Origin of the sequence: Faecalibacterium sp. 3 (genome assembly GCF_048323735.1) — a bacterium.
GTDB classification, from domain to species: Bacteria; Bacillota; Clostridia; order Oscillospirales; family Ruminococcaceae; genus Faecalibacterium; species Faecalibacterium wellingii.
Genome location: NZ_JBLWFN010000001.1, coordinates 796,872 through 813,423 on the forward strand (window position 1 = coordinate 796,872; position 16,552 = coordinate 813,423).

Annotated in this window: 10 protein-coding genes and 4 pseudogenes; 1 reads left to right on the forward strand and 13 read right to left on the reverse strand. The window is 51.6% G+C overall.

Annotated features, from left to right (window positions below; genetic code table 11):
- The first annotated feature begins 58 nt into the window (after positions 1-58).
- On the forward strand, positions 59-1,282 hold the full coding sequence (locus tag ACNSPV_RS03655) for an ATP-binding protein (protein ID WP_348584583.1): 1,224 nt from the start codon (positions 59-61) through the stop codon (positions 1,280-1,282).
- A gap of 39 nt (positions 1,283-1,321) precedes the next feature.
- On the opposite strand, the gene ACNSPV_RS03660 is transcribed toward ACNSPV_RS03655, so the two are convergent.
- From ACNSPV_RS03660 to ACNSPV_RS03720, 13 genes and pseudogenes are all read right to left on the reverse strand, one after another.
- On the reverse strand, positions 1,322-2,047 hold the full coding sequence (locus ACNSPV_RS03660; RefSeq protein WP_348584582.1) for a DUF4366 domain-containing protein: 726 nt from the start codon (positions 2,045-2,047) through the stop codon (positions 1,322-1,324).
- The gene (locus tag ACNSPV_RS03665; protein WP_097839652.1) at positions 2,037-2,303 is read right to left on the reverse strand and encodes a DUF4315 family protein; all 267 of its coding nucleotides are present in this window, start codon (positions 2,301-2,303) and stop codon (positions 2,037-2,039) included. Before ACNSPV_RS03665 ends, ACNSPV_RS03660 begins: the two co-directional genes overlap by 11 nt.
- Positions 2,304-2,316: 13 nt before the next feature.
- Positions 2,317-2,427 (reverse strand): annotated as a pseudogene (locus tag ACNSPV_RS03670) (peptidase P60); the annotation flags it as partial.
- 120 nt (positions 2,428-2,547) lie between these two features.
- Entirely contained in the window at positions 2,548-4,344 is a 1,797-nt protein-coding gene (locus tag ACNSPV_RS03675) for a reverse transcriptase domain-containing protein (RefSeq protein ID WP_227613826.1), read from the reverse strand.
- 594 nt (positions 4,345-4,938) lie between these two features.
- Complete coding sequence (locus ACNSPV_RS03680; protein WP_348584581.1) at positions 4,939-6,612, reverse strand: CD1108 family mobile element protein; 1,674 nt, start codon at positions 6,610-6,612, stop codon at positions 4,939-4,941.
- Positions 6,609-7,544, reverse strand: a pseudogene (locus ACNSPV_RS03685) (VirB4-like conjugal transfer ATPase, CD1110 family); the annotation flags it as partial. The gene ACNSPV_RS03680 and the pseudogene ACNSPV_RS03685, both read right to left, overlap by 4 nt.
- Before the next feature lie 73 nt (positions 7,545-7,617).
- Complete coding sequence (gene ltrA / locus ACNSPV_RS03690) at positions 7,618-9,300, reverse strand: group II intron reverse transcriptase/maturase (protein WP_348583747.1); 1,683 nt, start codon at positions 9,298-9,300, stop codon at positions 7,618-7,620.
- A 547-nt stretch (positions 9,301-9,847) separates the two neighbouring features.
- Positions 9,848-11,293: pseudogene (locus ACNSPV_RS03695) on the reverse strand (VirB4-like conjugal transfer ATPase, CD1110 family); the annotation flags it as partial.
- Positions 11,268-11,630 (reverse strand): PrgI family protein, encoded by a 363-nt coding sequence (locus tag ACNSPV_RS03700; RefSeq protein ID WP_117527059.1) that lies wholly within the window; start codon positions 11,628-11,630, stop codon positions 11,268-11,270. The pseudogene ACNSPV_RS03695 and the gene ACNSPV_RS03700, both read right to left, overlap by 26 nt.
- 13 nt (positions 11,631-11,643) lie before the next feature.
- On the reverse strand, positions 11,644-12,510 hold the full coding sequence (locus ACNSPV_RS03705) for a VirB6/TrbL-like conjugal transfer protein, CD1112 family (protein ID WP_097773636.1): 867 nt from the start codon (positions 12,508-12,510) through the stop codon (positions 11,644-11,646).
- Between the two features lie 215 nt (positions 12,511-12,725).
- Complete coding sequence (locus tag ACNSPV_RS03710) at positions 12,726-12,941, reverse strand: Maff2 family mobile element protein (RefSeq protein ID WP_055186938.1); 216 nt, start codon at positions 12,939-12,941, stop codon at positions 12,726-12,728.
- A 139-nt stretch (positions 12,942-13,080) separates the two neighbouring features.
- A pseudogene (locus ACNSPV_RS03715) lies at positions 13,081-14,559 on the reverse strand (VirD4-like conjugal transfer protein, CD1115 family); the annotation flags it as partial.
- Between the two features lie 85 nt (positions 14,560-14,644).
- On the reverse strand, positions 14,645-16,546 hold the full coding sequence (locus ACNSPV_RS03720) for an AAA family ATPase (RefSeq protein WP_348584579.1): 1,902 nt from the start codon (positions 16,544-16,546) through the stop codon (positions 14,645-14,647).
- Between the last annotated feature and the right edge of the window lie 6 nt (positions 16,547-16,552).

Here is a 16,552-nt window from a genome sequence, read left to right on the forward strand (position 1 = left end):
TTTCGGCTAAAATGGAATTGTAAGAAAAATCAGCCGAAGCATAAAGGCGGTGAATGAGATGGCGTATATTCAAAGAAGTCTGGAAAAAGTTGTGGAGCAGGTCACGAAGGAATACCCGGTCGTTCTTGTGACGGGCCCCCGACAAGTTGGCAAGACGACTATGCTGAAAAAGCTTATGGAGGGCAGTTCCCGTGGCTATGTATCACTGGATGATTTGAACGATCGGGCACTGGCAAAAAATGACCCGGAGCTATTTTTGCAGCTGCACAAGCCTCCGGTTTTGATTGACGAGGTGCAGTACGCCCCAGAGCTATTCACCTATATCAAGGTATATGCCGACACCCATCAGGAGCCGGGTGCCTTTTGGCTGACCGGTTCGCAGGTGTTCAAGCTGATGCGCGGTGTACAGGAATCCCTTGCCGGGCGTGTTGCTGTGCTGTCCATGACCCCTCTTTCGCAGTCAGAACTGAACGGAGCTGAAGTAGAACCGTTCCGGGTAGATTTGGAGGCACTTCTGAAGCGAGAGAACCAGAGTAAGCCGGTAGATACCAAAGGCATTTTTGAGCGAATCTATCGAGGGTCTATGCCGGCAATCGCAAGCGGGAAGAACACGAACAGCCAGATTTTTTATAGCAGCTATCTGTCCACCTATATCGAGCGCGATGTCAAAGAGCTTTCGGATGCGATTGATGCTTTGAAGTTCCTGCGTTTTATGACGGCAGTTGCGGCTCGGTGTTCTCAGATGCTGAACGCTTCGGACATTGCACAGGATGCGGACATCAACCAGAAACAGGCTAAAGACTGGTTGCACATTCTGGAAACGCTTGGAATCATTTTCTATCTGCACCCTTACTCTAACAACCTGCTGAAGCGTCTGGTAAAAACTCCGAAACTCTATTTCTACGATACCGGACTGGTCTGCTACCTGACCCGGTGGAGCAGTGCCGAAGTTCTGGAATGCGGGGCTATGAATGGGGCTATCCTCGAAAACTATGTCGTTTCCGAAATCGCCAAGACCTATCTGAATACCGGCAGGGAGCCGTTCATGTACTATTATCGGGATAAGGATGCCAAGGAAATCGACATTGTGCTGGAGCAAGATGGTGTCCTGAATCCCATCGAGATCAAAAAGACTTCCAACCCCGGAACGGAGCTGACAAAGGTGTTTTCGCTGCTGGACAAGGCATCCGTTCCGCGCGGAAAAGGTGCCATTGTCTGCATGAAGCCCAAAGTCGGTGTGATCGACCGGGACAACTACATCGTTCCGATCTGGACGATTTGAATCGTTTTTCTATGTACGGCGGCAAACGCCGCCTTGAAATCAGATGGGTTCAGTGTCCTGCTCGTCCGGGGCTTCGTCCTCATCCGGCACATCGGTCGGGATATCGAAATCGCCCTTGTCCTCGGTGTAATCTGCATCAGGGTCAAGGGCTTCTTTTTCCGCCTTTTTCTTCTGCATCTGCTGGCGATAGAAATAGAAAACGCCGCCCGTAGCCAGTGCGATCATTGCAACTACGCCCAGAAATGCGCCTGCGTACTTCGTCACCTTGTTTTCTTTGGGCGGTTCAGCGGTTGCTGCTTCCTCTGCGGCTTTCTTGGCTTCTTCCTCGGCTTTCAGCCTGTCCAGTTCTGCCTGTGCCGCCGCTTCTTTCTCCGCAGTGTAGGCATCGGCAGCTTCTTCCTCCATCAGAGCCAGAAGGTCGGCTTCATCCACCAGATTCATAAAGTGGACAGTGTTCTGCCCCTTGGCATTACGGTCAATTACCAGATAAAATGTCGCGCCCGACTTCGATACCAGCGTGATGAACTGCTGCCCAGAACCATCCGAATAGTTGGTGTGGTAATCGTCTACCAGCGTCAGATTGCCCTCCGGGGTCAGGGCACCAGAGGTTTCGTCCGTGACGGTGACAACATCCTCCTCCACGATTTCCGGCAGAATCGGCTGTTCCACCGGGGCAGCTTCGCCCTCAAAGGCAAAGGCAGGAGCCGCCATGCCAGCGCACAGTGCCGCCGATACCAGCAGCGTACCCAGTTTCTTAATCTTCATCTGTATCGACCTCCTTCTCAAAAGTTGCACCCACAGCAGACAGCGCAGCCGGGTTCGGGGTGGCGGTTGCCGACTGCCGCAGCAGGGCGGCAAGCTGTTCCGGGGTGACCTTTGCGGTCCGCACCATCTCGTTGACCTCGGCGGAATCCTCTTCCTGAATGCGCCGTTCCAAAATCTCGATGCGGTTGTTCAGTTTGATGCGGCGCTCCTTCTCTTTTTCCAGCATCGCCCGCAGCTTATCCGATTTTTCGCTCATAAAACTCCTCCAATCATTTTGAAAGCCGTCCGAACCCGGCGAGATGCTTCTCCCAGTAGGACGAGTGAATGTTTGCGTACTTGATGGGGTCGCCAGCGGACACCATCATCCCATTTCCGAGGTAGTAGAGTAGGAAAGTGCCGCCTTATCGTATTTCTACGACAGGTTTGCACAGACCTCTCCCAGAACCGTGCTTGCGCCTCTCAACGCACACGGCTCCCCATTTTTTGCTCCATTTCAAAAGTTATTCCGTTTTAGTTCCATGATGAATTCTCATGTGGCATTTGTGGCACACAACGATTGTCTTGCGCCTCTTTGCCAGCATGACTTTTTCCCAATCAGCTTTACCTTTCAGGTTTTTGACCTTGTTTACATGGTGGATTTCATAGCTATCGCTGTCTGTACAGCCGCAGACTTCACAGACTTTGGCCTTCAGACGTTCCTCGAAGGAGGTTGTGTTGTGCGAATAGCGATACGCCAAATCGGGCACTTTTTCCGTCAAATCTTTGCCTTTGCAATCGCTGTACTTAGCGAACATCATACGGCGTTTTCCCTTTTTGGTTTCATACGGAACGCCCCATGCACCAGTCCCATCTCTGTATTCATAACGAACCTTAGCAATTCGGGAGCGATGCTTGTTTGCGAGTGTTTTCAGACAGCTGTATTCCATCAGATAACCAAAGTAAACGAGCTTGTTGAAGTTGCTTGCAATGGCATAATAGTTACAGAGTCCTCGGAGTTCCGCATTATAAATCATTACGATTTCCAAATCCGTGCGGTTCAGCAGAATTGGGCGATGAATAGGAATCAACCTCTTTCCATCCCTTTCAGCGATGCTATGGGACAGTAAATAGGTCTCCACCTTATCTTTCAGTGGAATATTGAGTTCCACTTTGTTGTTCATAGTACGCATTTTTCGTTTTCCAGAGCGTTTGACACTGGCATCCCTGCGCACCCGAACATCAAAACCAAGGAATCGGGCAGGAGTATTGCTGTGCGTAATAAGGGTCTTTTCTTGACTCAACTCCATTTTCAGAGTGTCCCGGACAAAATCCGTGAGTTTTGCCTTAATCGCTTCGCATTCCTCTCTTGTCCCATTGACTGCAATCAGAAAGTCATCTGCATAGCGAACATATTTCAATCGCTTATCGGTACACGCTTTTGCAGGTGTCCGAAACAACTGCTTTGTCAGTTGCTTGTGCTGAGCAATCAGCTGCTCCCGCATTGTTCCTTCAGCTTTCTTGATTTTCTCATGCAGTGCATCTCGTTTGTGTCTTATCGTGTTGTATTCTTCCGTAAAGTTTCTCGGATTGTATCCGTGGTCAAATTCCTTCTTCAGCTGCATAATATACCTGTCCAGTTCGTTCAGATAAATGTTTGCAAGAATCGGGGAGATGATTCCACCCTGCGGGCATCCGCTATAGGTTTCATGGAAGTTCCAATCTTCCATATAGCCGGCTTTCAGAAACATACGAATCAGGTTCAGAAAACGAGCGTCCTTGATTTTTCGGTTCAGCACATCAATCAGCGTGGAATGGTCGATATTATCAAAGCATCCCTTGATGTCACCCTCAATGAACCACTTTGCTCCGGTAAACTCATGCTTGATCATGGCAAGTGCCGTGTGGCAGCTTCTGCCCGGTCTAAAGCCGTGGGAATAGATAGAGAAAATTGGCTCGTAGATGGCTTCCAGAATCATACGGATAGCTTCTTGCACCAGCTTGTCAGCGAATACAGGAAGTCCCAACGGGCGCAGCTTACCGTTCTTCTTTTGAATATAGGTTCTGCGTACCGGCTTGGGTTCATATGACCCTGTTCTCAATGCTTCAATGATGGCTGTCACATACTGCTCGCTAAATCCATCAGCCGTATCATCATTCACACCCTTCGTTCCTGCACCCTTATTGGAGTAAAGATGCTGGTAGGCAATGAAGTAAATATCCGGCCTCAAAAGATAGCGGTACAGTCGTGTAAACACTTCATCTTGGTTCTTTTGGGAATTTTCTTGTAATTTTGTTAAAATCTCCATTGTTGATTTCATTGAGGCTTTCCTCTCTAATCAATTTCTGATTTTAATGCGCAAAAAACTGCTTCTCTTCGCCATGTGAGCGGCTTTCCCGCATCCGATTTTACGGCTTTTCCTGTCAATTCAGGATTCTCGGACTACTATAGAAGCTCCGTTGTCATGCCAGATTTTCAGTGTCATCTTTCTAGCATAGCTTTGAAATTTATCACATTACTGCATTACACATAGCTTTTTCAAGCGTTCTGGTTTAGACAATCTCCAGTTGACGATAGTAGTAGGTCAATGTGAATTATCGGATATGCTTTCGTTCCGTTACTATCGGTTCTCCGACGTGCCGTACAGGGGATTAGCAACCCATAGGAAGGACTCTATTTCCTATGGTCTCTGTACCAAAGGGTTCAGACAATTTTCCTTTGCCCACACGTAACGAGGGCTTGGAACTCACCTTAAACAATTCAGTTTTATCCTTATATTCACTTATCCTTGCGGTTCAGTCGTGCCCGATTGTCTTTAGGCAACTTACCGCTTTCCTGCCGTGCTCTTTTCCCGTACATCTTTCGACTTTCGGTAAAGCAGGTGGATTCCCGCGTTGCTTTGCGGGGTAGTACCTTAGCCACAGCCTCCTTTCTCTACTTCTACTATCGTCCTTACTGGACGCACGATTCCAACGTGACTTTTTCCGGGGGTATCATACGTTCCCTCGAAGAAAACAAGGTCACCGGGCTTTGCTTCGGCCTCGCTGATGTGCTGGCTCTTGTTCCACAAACCGTTGGCGGTGGTGCGCCCCACATCGTAGCCGTTCTGGTTGTAGACCCAGCAGACATAACCGCTGCAATCGAACCCGGTTTCCGGTGTAGAACCGCCCCACACATAGGGCGTGCCCACATACTTTTGGGCTTCCTTGTAGATGGCGGCAAATTCGCTGTCGGTCAGAGCTTCTGCCGGAACGGTATAGCCGATGCCCGGTGTGCCGGAGCCATCCGAGCCACCGGGCGGCAAGCCTCCATTAAAAAGATAAGGTCTGCCGCCCAAGGTGTCCTGAAAGATCTCATACCGTTTCCACTGGTCGTTGTCCAGTTCCTCTCGGATGACGACTTCCAGCCCTTTGTTCACCAGCTTTGTGTGAAAAATACGATACTCATAAGGCACCTGCGTGGGAACAGGGATTCCTGCCGGACTGATGACCCACACGGTCTTATACCGTATCTGTACCTCCACCCATGTGGTCAGCTTGTACTGCTTTTTGAAAGTCTCCTTCAACTTGCCCTGCACCTCTGACCGAGTGTAATCGTCATACAAGGTGGTCAGGAACGAAGTCAGCTGCCATGGGTCGTGCTCGATGGGGTCAAGGTGGTACTGGTACTCGTTGTAGCCGGGGTGGTCGGTGGGGATGCGTTTGATCTTTTTGTCCAACTCTTTTTCCAGTTTTTTGTAGTCCTGTTCTGCACCCCGGATGTCCCTGTCCTCGGCAGAGTACATGGTCTGCCCGGACACCTGTGTGCCGCCGGAAAAGAGGATGCCGCAGGAGGAAAAGCCGGACATCACCATCAGGATGAGCAAAAGAAAAACGCCCACGATTACCAGAACGTGTGCGTTGCCCTTGGCGGCATTCATCAGCCCCTTTACGGCGGTGCTGACGGCAGTTTTGCCTTTCTCCACCGCCTGTTCCACGCCGGACCGGGCAGCAGATGCACCGTTGGATGCCGCCTTGCCGCCTGCGGTCTGCGCCGCCGTGCCCGACCGGGCGGCGGCATAGTAGCTTTTGTGGATTTCTTGCCGCTGTTTCCAGCGGGAAAGCCAGTTGGAGCCGCCCTCGCCGGTGCCAGATGCACCTGCATCTTGTGGCGCAGACGGCTCCTGTGCAGAAGATTTTGCGGTTTTGGAGCCTTTCTTGCCCTGCATCTTGGCTTTCTTTTTAAGTTTGCGGGCATAGCGGCTTTTGGAAATATCCCGGATATTTCCCACCGCCTTTTCGCCCTCGCTCAAAGCCTGCGTGCCCACATTGTCATCCTCGTACTGGTCAACCTCCCGGTGCACCGCAGACCGGGCGGCATGGGCGGCGTACATTTCCCGCTTCTGTGCCTTGCTCAAACGGCTCAACTCGTCCGGGGTCAGTTCCGCCTTGCCAAACCGCAGATGCTGTGCCTTTTCCGCAGCTTTATCTGCATCGGTTTTCAGCTTTTTCTTTTTGGGCACCGACTGCTCTACCTTGGCTTTTTTCGGAGGAGAACGGGTCTTTTTGGCAGACGTTTCCTCTTTGATGTTCAGCTTCGGATTGCTCATTTCTGTGCGCCCTCCGAAACCTCACCTAACTTGGTGGTCATTATTTTATACAGTTCCAAATCAGTCGGGAAACGGTCAACGAACGGCAGAATCACGTTGCCGAAAAACAGCAGCCCTTCGCCCTCGCCGGAGTGGGTCACATAGGAAAGCTGATGGGGCGAGATGTTGAGCTGCTTTGCGAGAATCTGCCGGTCTCCTGCCGCCTGATTCAGCATGATGATCATGTCACTGTTCTCGAAAATATTCTCGACTTCACGGGAAGAAAGAAGGTCTTTCACGTTCTGGGTCAGCCCCGTGGGAATACCGCCCCACTTGCGGAAACGCTTCCAGATCTCCACGGAATACGCCGCAGTCTGCTCCTCTTTCAGAAGCAGGTGCATCTCATCCATATAATACCGGGTGGACTTGCCACTGCTGCGGTTTGCGGTGACACGCCCCCATACCTGATCCTGCACAATGAGCATACCGAGTTTCTTCATCTGTTTGCCCAGTTCCTTGATGTCGTAGCAGACGATGCGGTTATTGACGTTCACGTTAGTGCGATGGTTGAACAGGTTCAGGGAGCCTTTCACATAGATTTCCAGAGCCGTGGCAACATGGTGGGCTTCTTTCTCGTCCTGTTGGAGCAGGGCATTGTACAAGTCCTCAAGAATGGGCATATTCTCCGGGCAGGGGTCCGCAAAATATTTGCGGTAGATCAGATGCACACAGCGGTCAATGACGGTTTTCTCCACCGGCAGCAGCCCTTCTTTGCCGCCCACCACCAGTTCACACAAAGAAAGAATAAAGTCAGCTTTCAGGGAAAGCGGATTATCTTCCTCCGAATAGTTGGCGTTAATGTCCATGGGATTGATGAACTGGGTACTGTTGGGCGAGATTTTAATGACCTGACCCTTCAAACGATTCACCAGCGGCGAGTAATCGGCTGGGTCAGCGGTGTTACCACCGCCTTCCCGCCTAAGAACCGTACGTGACAGTTTCCCGTCATACGGCTCAAGCATTTCATCACTTTTTCAAGCGGTTCTCAGCATAAATTCTCTGACAGGCGCAATGAACGTAGCGCATATTACGAACATCTTCCACGCCAGTCTTTGCTTTTGGTGCAAGGTAGAAGATTTCTCTTTCTTCCGTTACATCCATCGGCATTCCGCAGTGGTAGCACAGCCCGTTCTGGTTTTTCCAAATCGTCTTGAATTTTCCAGTCAGCCGGTGCATTCCTTTATCGAATTTCCTTTTTTGAAAATACGCCTCATCGAGGAACGGATTTGCAGTAGCTTTTATCTTGGTATGTCGCACAATGGCTGTGCTGTCTACCCGTATCAGCTCCTTGTTTTCCGTAGAGAACACCCAGTTCCGATTACCGACACGATGCCAGTATCTCATGGAAATCCACCACTTGTTCTTCTTTGGGTGCCGTCTTTTAGCCCATCGCCACAGCAGTTCGTACAGGACATAATCCAGATGCGCGAACGCATCACTTGCGCATACGGACTGGTGGTAATTAGTCCAACCTCGAATTTGTTCATTCAACTTCATAATCAGAACATCTTGCTGCCACGCTTTTCCTCTGCGGAGAATCGTGTCAGAGATATTGGAAACGATAGCCTTGACCGCCTTTTTGGAAGGCTTGATAATCAGCTTTTCGTTATACTTTCTGAAGTTCCAGCCGAGGAAGTCGAAACCATCGTCAATGTTGGTGACAACGGTCTTTTCATCAGAAAGTTCCAATCCGCGTTCAGCGAGAAACTCTCGAATCAGCTCCTTTGCTTCAAGAGCCAGTTCAGGTGTTGCCGCTGTGACCACAAAATCGTCTGCATAGCGGACGAAGTTTACTTTGTGGGCATTCTTAAATCTTGAATCGACCTTACCGAGCGCGTTCGTGTGAAAGCGTTCGACCAGCTTCTTCTCGATACCATCCAGCGTCATGTTCGCCAGAATGGGGGAGATAATACCACCTTGCGGAGTTCCTTCCTCGGTAGGAAAGAGTTCGCGCTGATAGATAAATCCCGCCTTTAAGAACTGCTTCAAAATGTTCTTGTCCATGGGGATGTTCGCCAGAAGCCAATCATGGCTGATATGGTCGAAGCAACCTTTGATGTCACCCTCCAAAACCCACTTCGGAGAAATGTGCTTGCGCGACAGTGCATTGAACAGATATTCGCAGGCATCCTGTGCGCATCTTCCTTTTCGGAAACCAAAGGATTTCCCATCTGCTGTTGTTTCCGCCACCGGTTCCAGTGCCAAAGCATAAAGAGCCTGCATTGCGCGGTCATACATCGTGGGAATCCCCAACGGACGTTTTTTCTTCTTGTCCTTCTTTTCGATATACACTCTACGGAGAGGACGCGCACGATACCCTTTATCTGTCAGCGATAGAACCGCTTTCATTTTCTTCGCCGGGGTGTTCCAGAGAACACCATCCACACCGGGAGTCTTGCGCCCATCGTTGGTAACGACACGCTTGACAGCCAGTGCTTTGGCGTAAAAGGAATGTGTCAGAAGATACTGAAGTCGTTTTACTGCGTTGTAGTCTTTTTGCTGAGTTGCCTTGACAATCCTGATTTGTAGCCTGTTGACTTCCCGCTCTGCCTTATGCCAGTCAATGTTTTTCCATTGGGCACTCAACATAGCTTCGTCCGACAGCTTCTCAGAAGTTTTACCTTCCGTCGTTGAATACTTATCGTTCACAGGAATACCTCCAATCTTGCCATGAAATACCCGGAATAAGTCAGCACCCTTTCAGGTCAGGGCAAATTTTGAACCCCTATGCTCACCGTTACAGTGAACCTTTCGCTTTTTATTCCATCTCATACCCTCTGCGCCATTTCTTCCTCTTGCGAGGTCGATACCTTTGTTCAAGGAACGCATAGGGTTTTCCACGTTCCACGTAATGCATAATTCTCGAATGCCTTAGCCGCCATCTTTGAACCGGGAGGATTTGTGTCCATTTGCTTCGGGGTAGCGAAAGGCCCCTCGGTCACCTCCAACACCTTTTGGTGTAGGTGTATCAGCCTTATTTCACCTATTCCCTGTAACGATCCTTACGATGATTCACATTACGTTCGACATAGCATTCTTTACCCTAACAGTACATCCGCTTTAGGCTGGCAGATTTCCCATATTGTCCTGTGAGCTTCCCAACGCCGGCTTTTGACCAGTGCAGGTCACAGTAGGGTTACTCCAAATGGATAGAGTAGCGTTTACACGCAATACATTACGCGACTTCGTGTCGCACTTCGCCTTCGGGGTCGTTGATGATAATATCATCGTCCGTCACCAAAAAAGCGTTGGCGATCTCACGCTTTGCCGAGAAACTTTTGCCGGAGCCGGGAGTGCCGAGGATAAGCCCATTGGGGTTCTTCAGCTTCTTCCGGTCCACCATGATAAGGTTGTTGGACAGGGCGTTCAGGCCGTAATACAGGCTTTCTTTGCCAGACTGGTAAAGTTCCTGTGTGGTGAACGGAATGAAGATGGCAGTGCTGCTGGTGGTCAGCCCCCGCTGAATTTCGATCTGGCAGTCAGCCAGCGGCAGGCTGCTCATCAGCCCCTGTTCCTGCTGGAAATCCAGACGGCACAGGTTGCAGTTGTGCTTCTGGGCGATACTGGATGCCTGAAAAACGTTGTTTTCCAGCTCCTGCTCCGTGCGCCCGGTGTTCAGCACCAGAAACGTGACAAGAAACATCCGCTCATTCTGGCTCTGCAATTCCTTCAAAAGAGCCTTGGCATCTCTGCCGTAGGTCGCCAAATCCGACGGAATGATGTCAATGTCATACCCGGCACGGATGGCTTTTTTCTGCTCCTCGATTTTGCTGCGATCCAGTTCCGTGATGGTACGCTTCACCGTCTTAATGGCACGGTTCTGATCAACGGACTGGATGTGCATGGTGACGATCTGGCTGGAATCCATGTCCAGAAAGTCCTTCAAAAGCTGGTCGCTGATGTCGGATGCCGTGATGCTCAGAAAGCTGGCGGCGCAATAGATGCCGCCCATCTGGAAGGTACGGCTGTTCTTGAAAGCAAAGGCGGTGGGCGCAATGGCATCCTTCACGGAAAGACCGCTTTTCACAAGGTCTTTCCAGTCAAAGTGAAACTTGGATGCGCCGTCCATGTTGAACATATCGTGCATGAGTTTCAGTCGCTGGGCACCGTTCAGGGGCTTTGCCTGCACCCCCAGCCGGTGGAAGTTGTTCAGCAGATCGTTCTGGATGTGGTCCAGACGGGGCTTGACCTGCGCCATGCTCTCGCCCTCCACCCCAAAGGTGATGAATTTGGTCTTGGTCAGGCCATTATTGCCCTTGGCAAGCTGCTGGCGCAGCATCTGGGAATACTCCGCACGCACATCGTCAAAGCCGTCTTTCTGGAACGGAATGCGGATGCTCTTTTCAAACTCGGTGCTGTCCGTTGCCATGTTCACAAAGGACAATTCAAACTTGATGCTGGAATCGAAGAAGTTCAGGAAACTGCACCATTCCTCGAAAATCGCCGTCTTGTCCTCCTGCTGGGCGAGCTGGTAATTGATGTCCTGATACTGGATGGTGCGGGTGTAGTAGTTGGGCTTCACCCGGCAAGTGCCATCCTCGAACATCCGCTGCATGGGGATGGACTGCTGTGCTGTCCGGGAAACAGCAGACTTCGGCGGCTTTTTCTTGCCGCCCTTATCGGTCTTTTTCCAAAACGGCATTGGCTGACCCTCCTCTCATCAAAATCGCGTAGTAGTTGTTGGTCTTATAAGGTCGAATCTTCGGGCGCAAGAATCGCGCCTGAACATAGTGCGACAGCAGTTTTTCCAGCGGCTGACCATTTTTCTCGTACATACCCAGAAAAAATGCAGGCAGCATAACGGCCATCATGCCAAGGGTGGCGGCTGTGTTGCCGCCAGAATCCCGGAGAACAAAAAACAGCGGCACTCCAATGAGAGCCGCTGTGCCAAAGCAGACAAGCTGCCGTTTGGTCAGGTTGAATGCCACTTTAGACTTAACCTTGGTCAAATCACGGGGCACAGAGATATACGCAGCCAATAAAGCACCTCCTTTAATGCGCTCCGAGGACAGATTTTGTCACGGAGCTGGTCTTGAACAGGCTGAAACAAAGCAGGACAGTGTAGCCCACAATGCTCCAAATGGAGTTGATGGCATCCCCGGAAATTGCTACCGACTGTATCAGCACGGCGTAAATTGCCACGCAAATGAGGATGAGAAAGCCTTGAAAGCCCAGCGCAAACAGGCATTTCAGGTAGTTCTGCCCCATGTGCGACTGCTCGTGGTTGCCCCATGTTGCCATGGGGATGGGCGCAAGGCTTACCATGCAGTAGATTTCAATCATACGCCCGTAGACGATCACAAAAATGATGATGCTCAAGATCCGCATAGTGATGCCGATGAAGAAACTTTGCAGGAATAGCCCGAACAGGGGGCCTACGTCCATCTGCATCAGGCTGGCTTCCAACATCGACAGGCCAATGTCGTTGACACGGGTGTTTCCGGCAATGATGCCGCTGGAATCGGACACTACCTTCTGGGTGATGTCGAACACCGCCATCACAATATCGAAGGTGTTGCTGATGAGCCACACCGAAACAGCGGTCTTAAAAATCCAGCGCATGATGAGGGCAGGCTCAAACTGCGCCATGTTATTGTGCTGGGTGATCATCTCTATCAACTCGTAACAGGCGATGAAGGTCAGGATGATACCTGCAATGGGCAGCACCACATTCCGAGAAAGAGCTTCGATCATCGCAAAAACGCGCGGCTCAAAGCTGGAGGGTTTGGTGCCCACCTGCTGTGCGATGTTGCCGACCTGCGTGTTCACATCGTCGAACAGGCCGGAAAGATTGGACATGATGCCTGCCGTCAGGATGCCTTTGATCCAGTCGGCAATGGCTTTAAGAACGGTTTCCATTCAGCAGTCACCGTCCTTAGCTGAAGTGGTTGATAAGGGTCTTGAGAAGGTTCAGAAGAAAAATAATGTGGGTCAAAAACTGCATAGAAAACACTCCCTTTCAGTTATCAGGTGGATATTCGATGCAATGCGCTCCTTATTATAAAGGGCTGTTATCCACAGCAGAGATGGAGCGATTGCGTATGTACAGGCGGGAAAACCCGCCTGCGGCTCTATTAGCCGAAAAGACCGGACAACAGAGGAATCAGGGTGATGCCCACCAGAGCAACGCCGCCGCCAGCCATGAGCTGCTTCATGCCCTGAGACTTGGAGCCGGGGTTGTCGTTACCATAGCCCTCCAGCAGATTGATAGCACCCCACACGCCGAGACCGGCACCGAGGGCAACAACGAGGGTCTGGAGGACTTCGATAGCAGAGTTAAAGAATTCCATAGTCGTTTCTCCTTTATTTTGAAAAAATTGTAGACCATCCGTACACACCTGAAGCTGCCTATTGAAGCCGCGAACTGCGGCGAGAGTGGACTTTCTGGTGTACCTCTCTGGTCAGGATAAAATAAAACCGCCTACCGGGTCAGGCAGACGGGAGCGAATCGGCATCCACCATGATGAAGGTATCATCCGGGTGGATTTTTTCTTTTCGGTTCAAGAACTTCTCGATATCGAGGGCGTTCTTGGGGTCATAGTCCGAGGTCAACTTGTAGTTGGGGTGCTGGGTCAGGTCGTACTTGTCAGAAAGAAACGGTCTGACACCACGCAACTGCAAAATACACTTGCCGCCGTCCAGCACCGCAAGCTCGTCCCGGCTCAATAACTCGTGCCCCATCTTTTGGAACGTAGTGCCGTAACTGGGGCTATTGCCACGGGTATCCGAGGTGTTGAATGCATCAATCGTTTCTTTGCCCAGCATTTCGGACAGGTCTTTCAGGGTGGTGGGTTCGGAGCCGCCGAGGAAAATCTGGCTGTCCATGTTGCCCACAATGGTATCTGCGTTGTCCTTGTAGATGGCTTTCAACTGGCTTCTCGCCTGCAAAACAAGGCAGGCGGAGATCTCACGGCTGCGAATGGTCGCCACCAGCTTTTCCAGATTGGGAATCTGCCCGATGTTGGCGCACTCGTCGATAAGGCACCGCACATGGATGGGCAGTTTGCCGCCGTACACATCATCCGCTTTGTCGCACAAAAGGTTGAAAAGCTGGGTGTAGACCATGCTGATGAGGAAGTTGAAGGTAGAATCCGTGTCCGACATAATGAGGAACAGCGCCGTTTTCTTATCGCCCAGCGTGTCCAGCGCCAGCTCATCGTACATGGTGAGGTCACGCAGCTCTTGGATGTCGAAGGGGGCGAGTCTGGCACCGCAGGAAATCAGGATGGATTTCGCAGTCTTGCCGGCAGCCAGCTTGTAAAGTTTGTACTGCCGACCGGCAAAGGAGTTGGGCTTCTTTTTTGCCAGTTCTTCAAACAGCAGATCCACCGGGTTCTGGTATTCCTCGTCATCCTCCAGCACCTGCATGGTGTTCAGCATCTCCAGCAGGGTAGCGAAGTTTTGCTCCTCCACCGGGGCTTCATAGTGCAGATAGGCAATCAGGGCAGTGAGCAAAAGACGCTCCGATTTTTCCCAGAATGGGTCTCCACCGGACCCTTCACCCTTGGTGTTGGTCATCAGGGTCGTGACCAGTTTCAGAATGTCCTTTTCGCTGTGAACATAGGCGAAGGGGTTGTAGTGCATACTCTTGGAAAAGTTAATGGTATTCAGGATTTTCAGCTTGTAGCCGTTCTTCAGGAGGGCGTTCCCGCACTCGACCACGATACTACCTTTCGGATCGGTGACGACATAGGAGCTGTGGCACTGAAGCAGGTTCGGCTTCAGCCAAAACCGGGTCTTGCCACTGCCGGAGCCGCCCACCACCAGCACGTTTTTGTTCCGGGCGTTCTTGGGGTCCGGTGGACGGTTGGACATCATCAGCCGTTCCGTTTTGGTCAGGATAATGTTATCGGCAAACTTGGGTGCCATGAATGGTTCAATGTCCTTGGCGGTGCCCCATGAAGCGTTTTGTCAAGTGCTTTTTTGAGTTATTGACGCAAATTATCGTGAAAGTGCGAAAGTGCAAAGTGCAAAGGGTCTGCGTTTTGCACTTTCAGCTTGCGGGTTCGGGTGGCTGTTTCTTCTTGATGAAGTTGTACCATTGACCGCCGACACGCTTTGCACCCAAAACACTGCCCATGTTACGCTTGGCGTTCTGCACCGTCCTCTCGGATATTCCGGCTTCGGCTGCGGCTTTTACAATGTCCTCGCTGGCAAGCTCTTTCCCGTCTGCAAGCAGGTCAAGTATCAGCCGTTCAGCCTGTTCGGTTTTGGTGGCGTTGTTGCCGCCCGCGCCGGACAGCAGCTCGTCGGCGGTGATGTCATACTCGCCTATCCACGAAAAGCCTGTTTCCGGGTCAAGGCAAAAGGCTATGGGCTTGCCCTCCGGCGCAAGGGAAGATTTGTCATGGACGATAACGCGCACATTCGGCTCTCGCTTCACGCGCCCAATCAGCAGGACGCTCCTTGCTGCGGCACGGAAGTCGATAGAACCTAATCCCCGGTATGCGCTCTGCCCTCCGGCAGCTTTGTTGAGGTGTCCGATAAGGATAACGGCGCACCCGGTACGCTCGGCAACATCGGCAAGGCGGCGGAACATGGGGCGCACTTCGTTTGCCCGGTTCATGTCGGTCTTTTCGCCCATGTACGCCTGTATGGGGTCAAGGATAATCAGCCGCGCCCCGTTCTGCGTGATTGCCTTTTCTATGCGCTCGTCGGACAGGGTAAGCTCCCGTTTTGCTTCATCAATCACAAGTACGCGGTCAAGGTCGGCTTCGGCTTCTATCAAGCGGGGCTTGACGGTATCGCCCAGCCCGTCCTCGGCGGTCTGGTAAATTACTTGGAACGGCGGCAAGGGCTTCATTCCCGGCAGCGTTCCCCCGGTGGTGCAGGCGGCGGCAAGGCGTAGGGCAAAAGTGGTCTTGCCCTCGCCGGGATTGCCCTGCACAATGGTTACTTTCCCAAAGGGAATATACGGCTCCCATAGCCATTCAACGGTCTGTGTGTCAACCTCGCTCATGCGGATAATCTCAACGGTTTCTTCCTGCGGCGGCTCTTTCAAGCCGTAGATTGCTTCCCGCAAATACTTCCCGTCTGTGATTTCTGCCCGGTGCTGCAATACCTCGTTCCAGTCCTTGAAAAGAGGGATAAGCCGGTGGACGGTCAACCCCTCCGGCACAAGCTCTGCAAGGCGGCTGCAAGCGTCGTTTCCGGCTTCGTCGCTATCAAGGCAGAGAAAAACGGTCTTGATGTTCGGACGGTCAGAGAGGAAACGCAGCAGGGCTTTTTCTCCCACGCCGCCCAGTGCAAGGTGGCTTTGTTTCTGCCATTCCTTTTTGAACAGGCAGAGGAAAGATAACAGGTCAATGGGGGCTTCAAAAACAAACAATCTTTCGCCCTCGCCCCGGTAGCAGAAGTTAAAGGCTTTGTCGCTGCCTTTCACATCAAGCCGGAAACTCCCGGCTGTGCCGCGTTGATGAGCGTAGCGTGGTACTCCGTCCTCGTCCCGCCCTACGAATACGGCGTTATGGTGGGCGGCTTCCTCGTAAATATCCCCGGTGGAAAAGAAAAAGCTCGTCACATCTTCATCAATGCGGCGGGCGGCTGTGAGGTAGTTCCTCGCTATGCGGTTGTCGGTGCTGCGGGGTGGCAGTCGGAAGTCGGATAGGGGCGCGGGGCTTGGTCTGTCCGGCGGCGGGGCGGCTCCTTTTTCGCCTGTCAGCAGTTCAACGGCTTCGGTGAAGCTCTTGCCGAAAAACTCCATGACAAAATCAATGGGTGCACCGCCCTTACTCTGGCTGTGCCTGTACCATTTGTTTCTCCGGACGGTCAGGCTGTCGTGCCGCTTCCAGCGGTATTCATTTCCGGCACGGGTAAGCTGCTCGCCCTGTGATTGCAGGAAAGAAACAAGGTCGGCTTGGTTGGCGCGGTCTATCTGTTCTTGGGTGTAATACATAGTTTT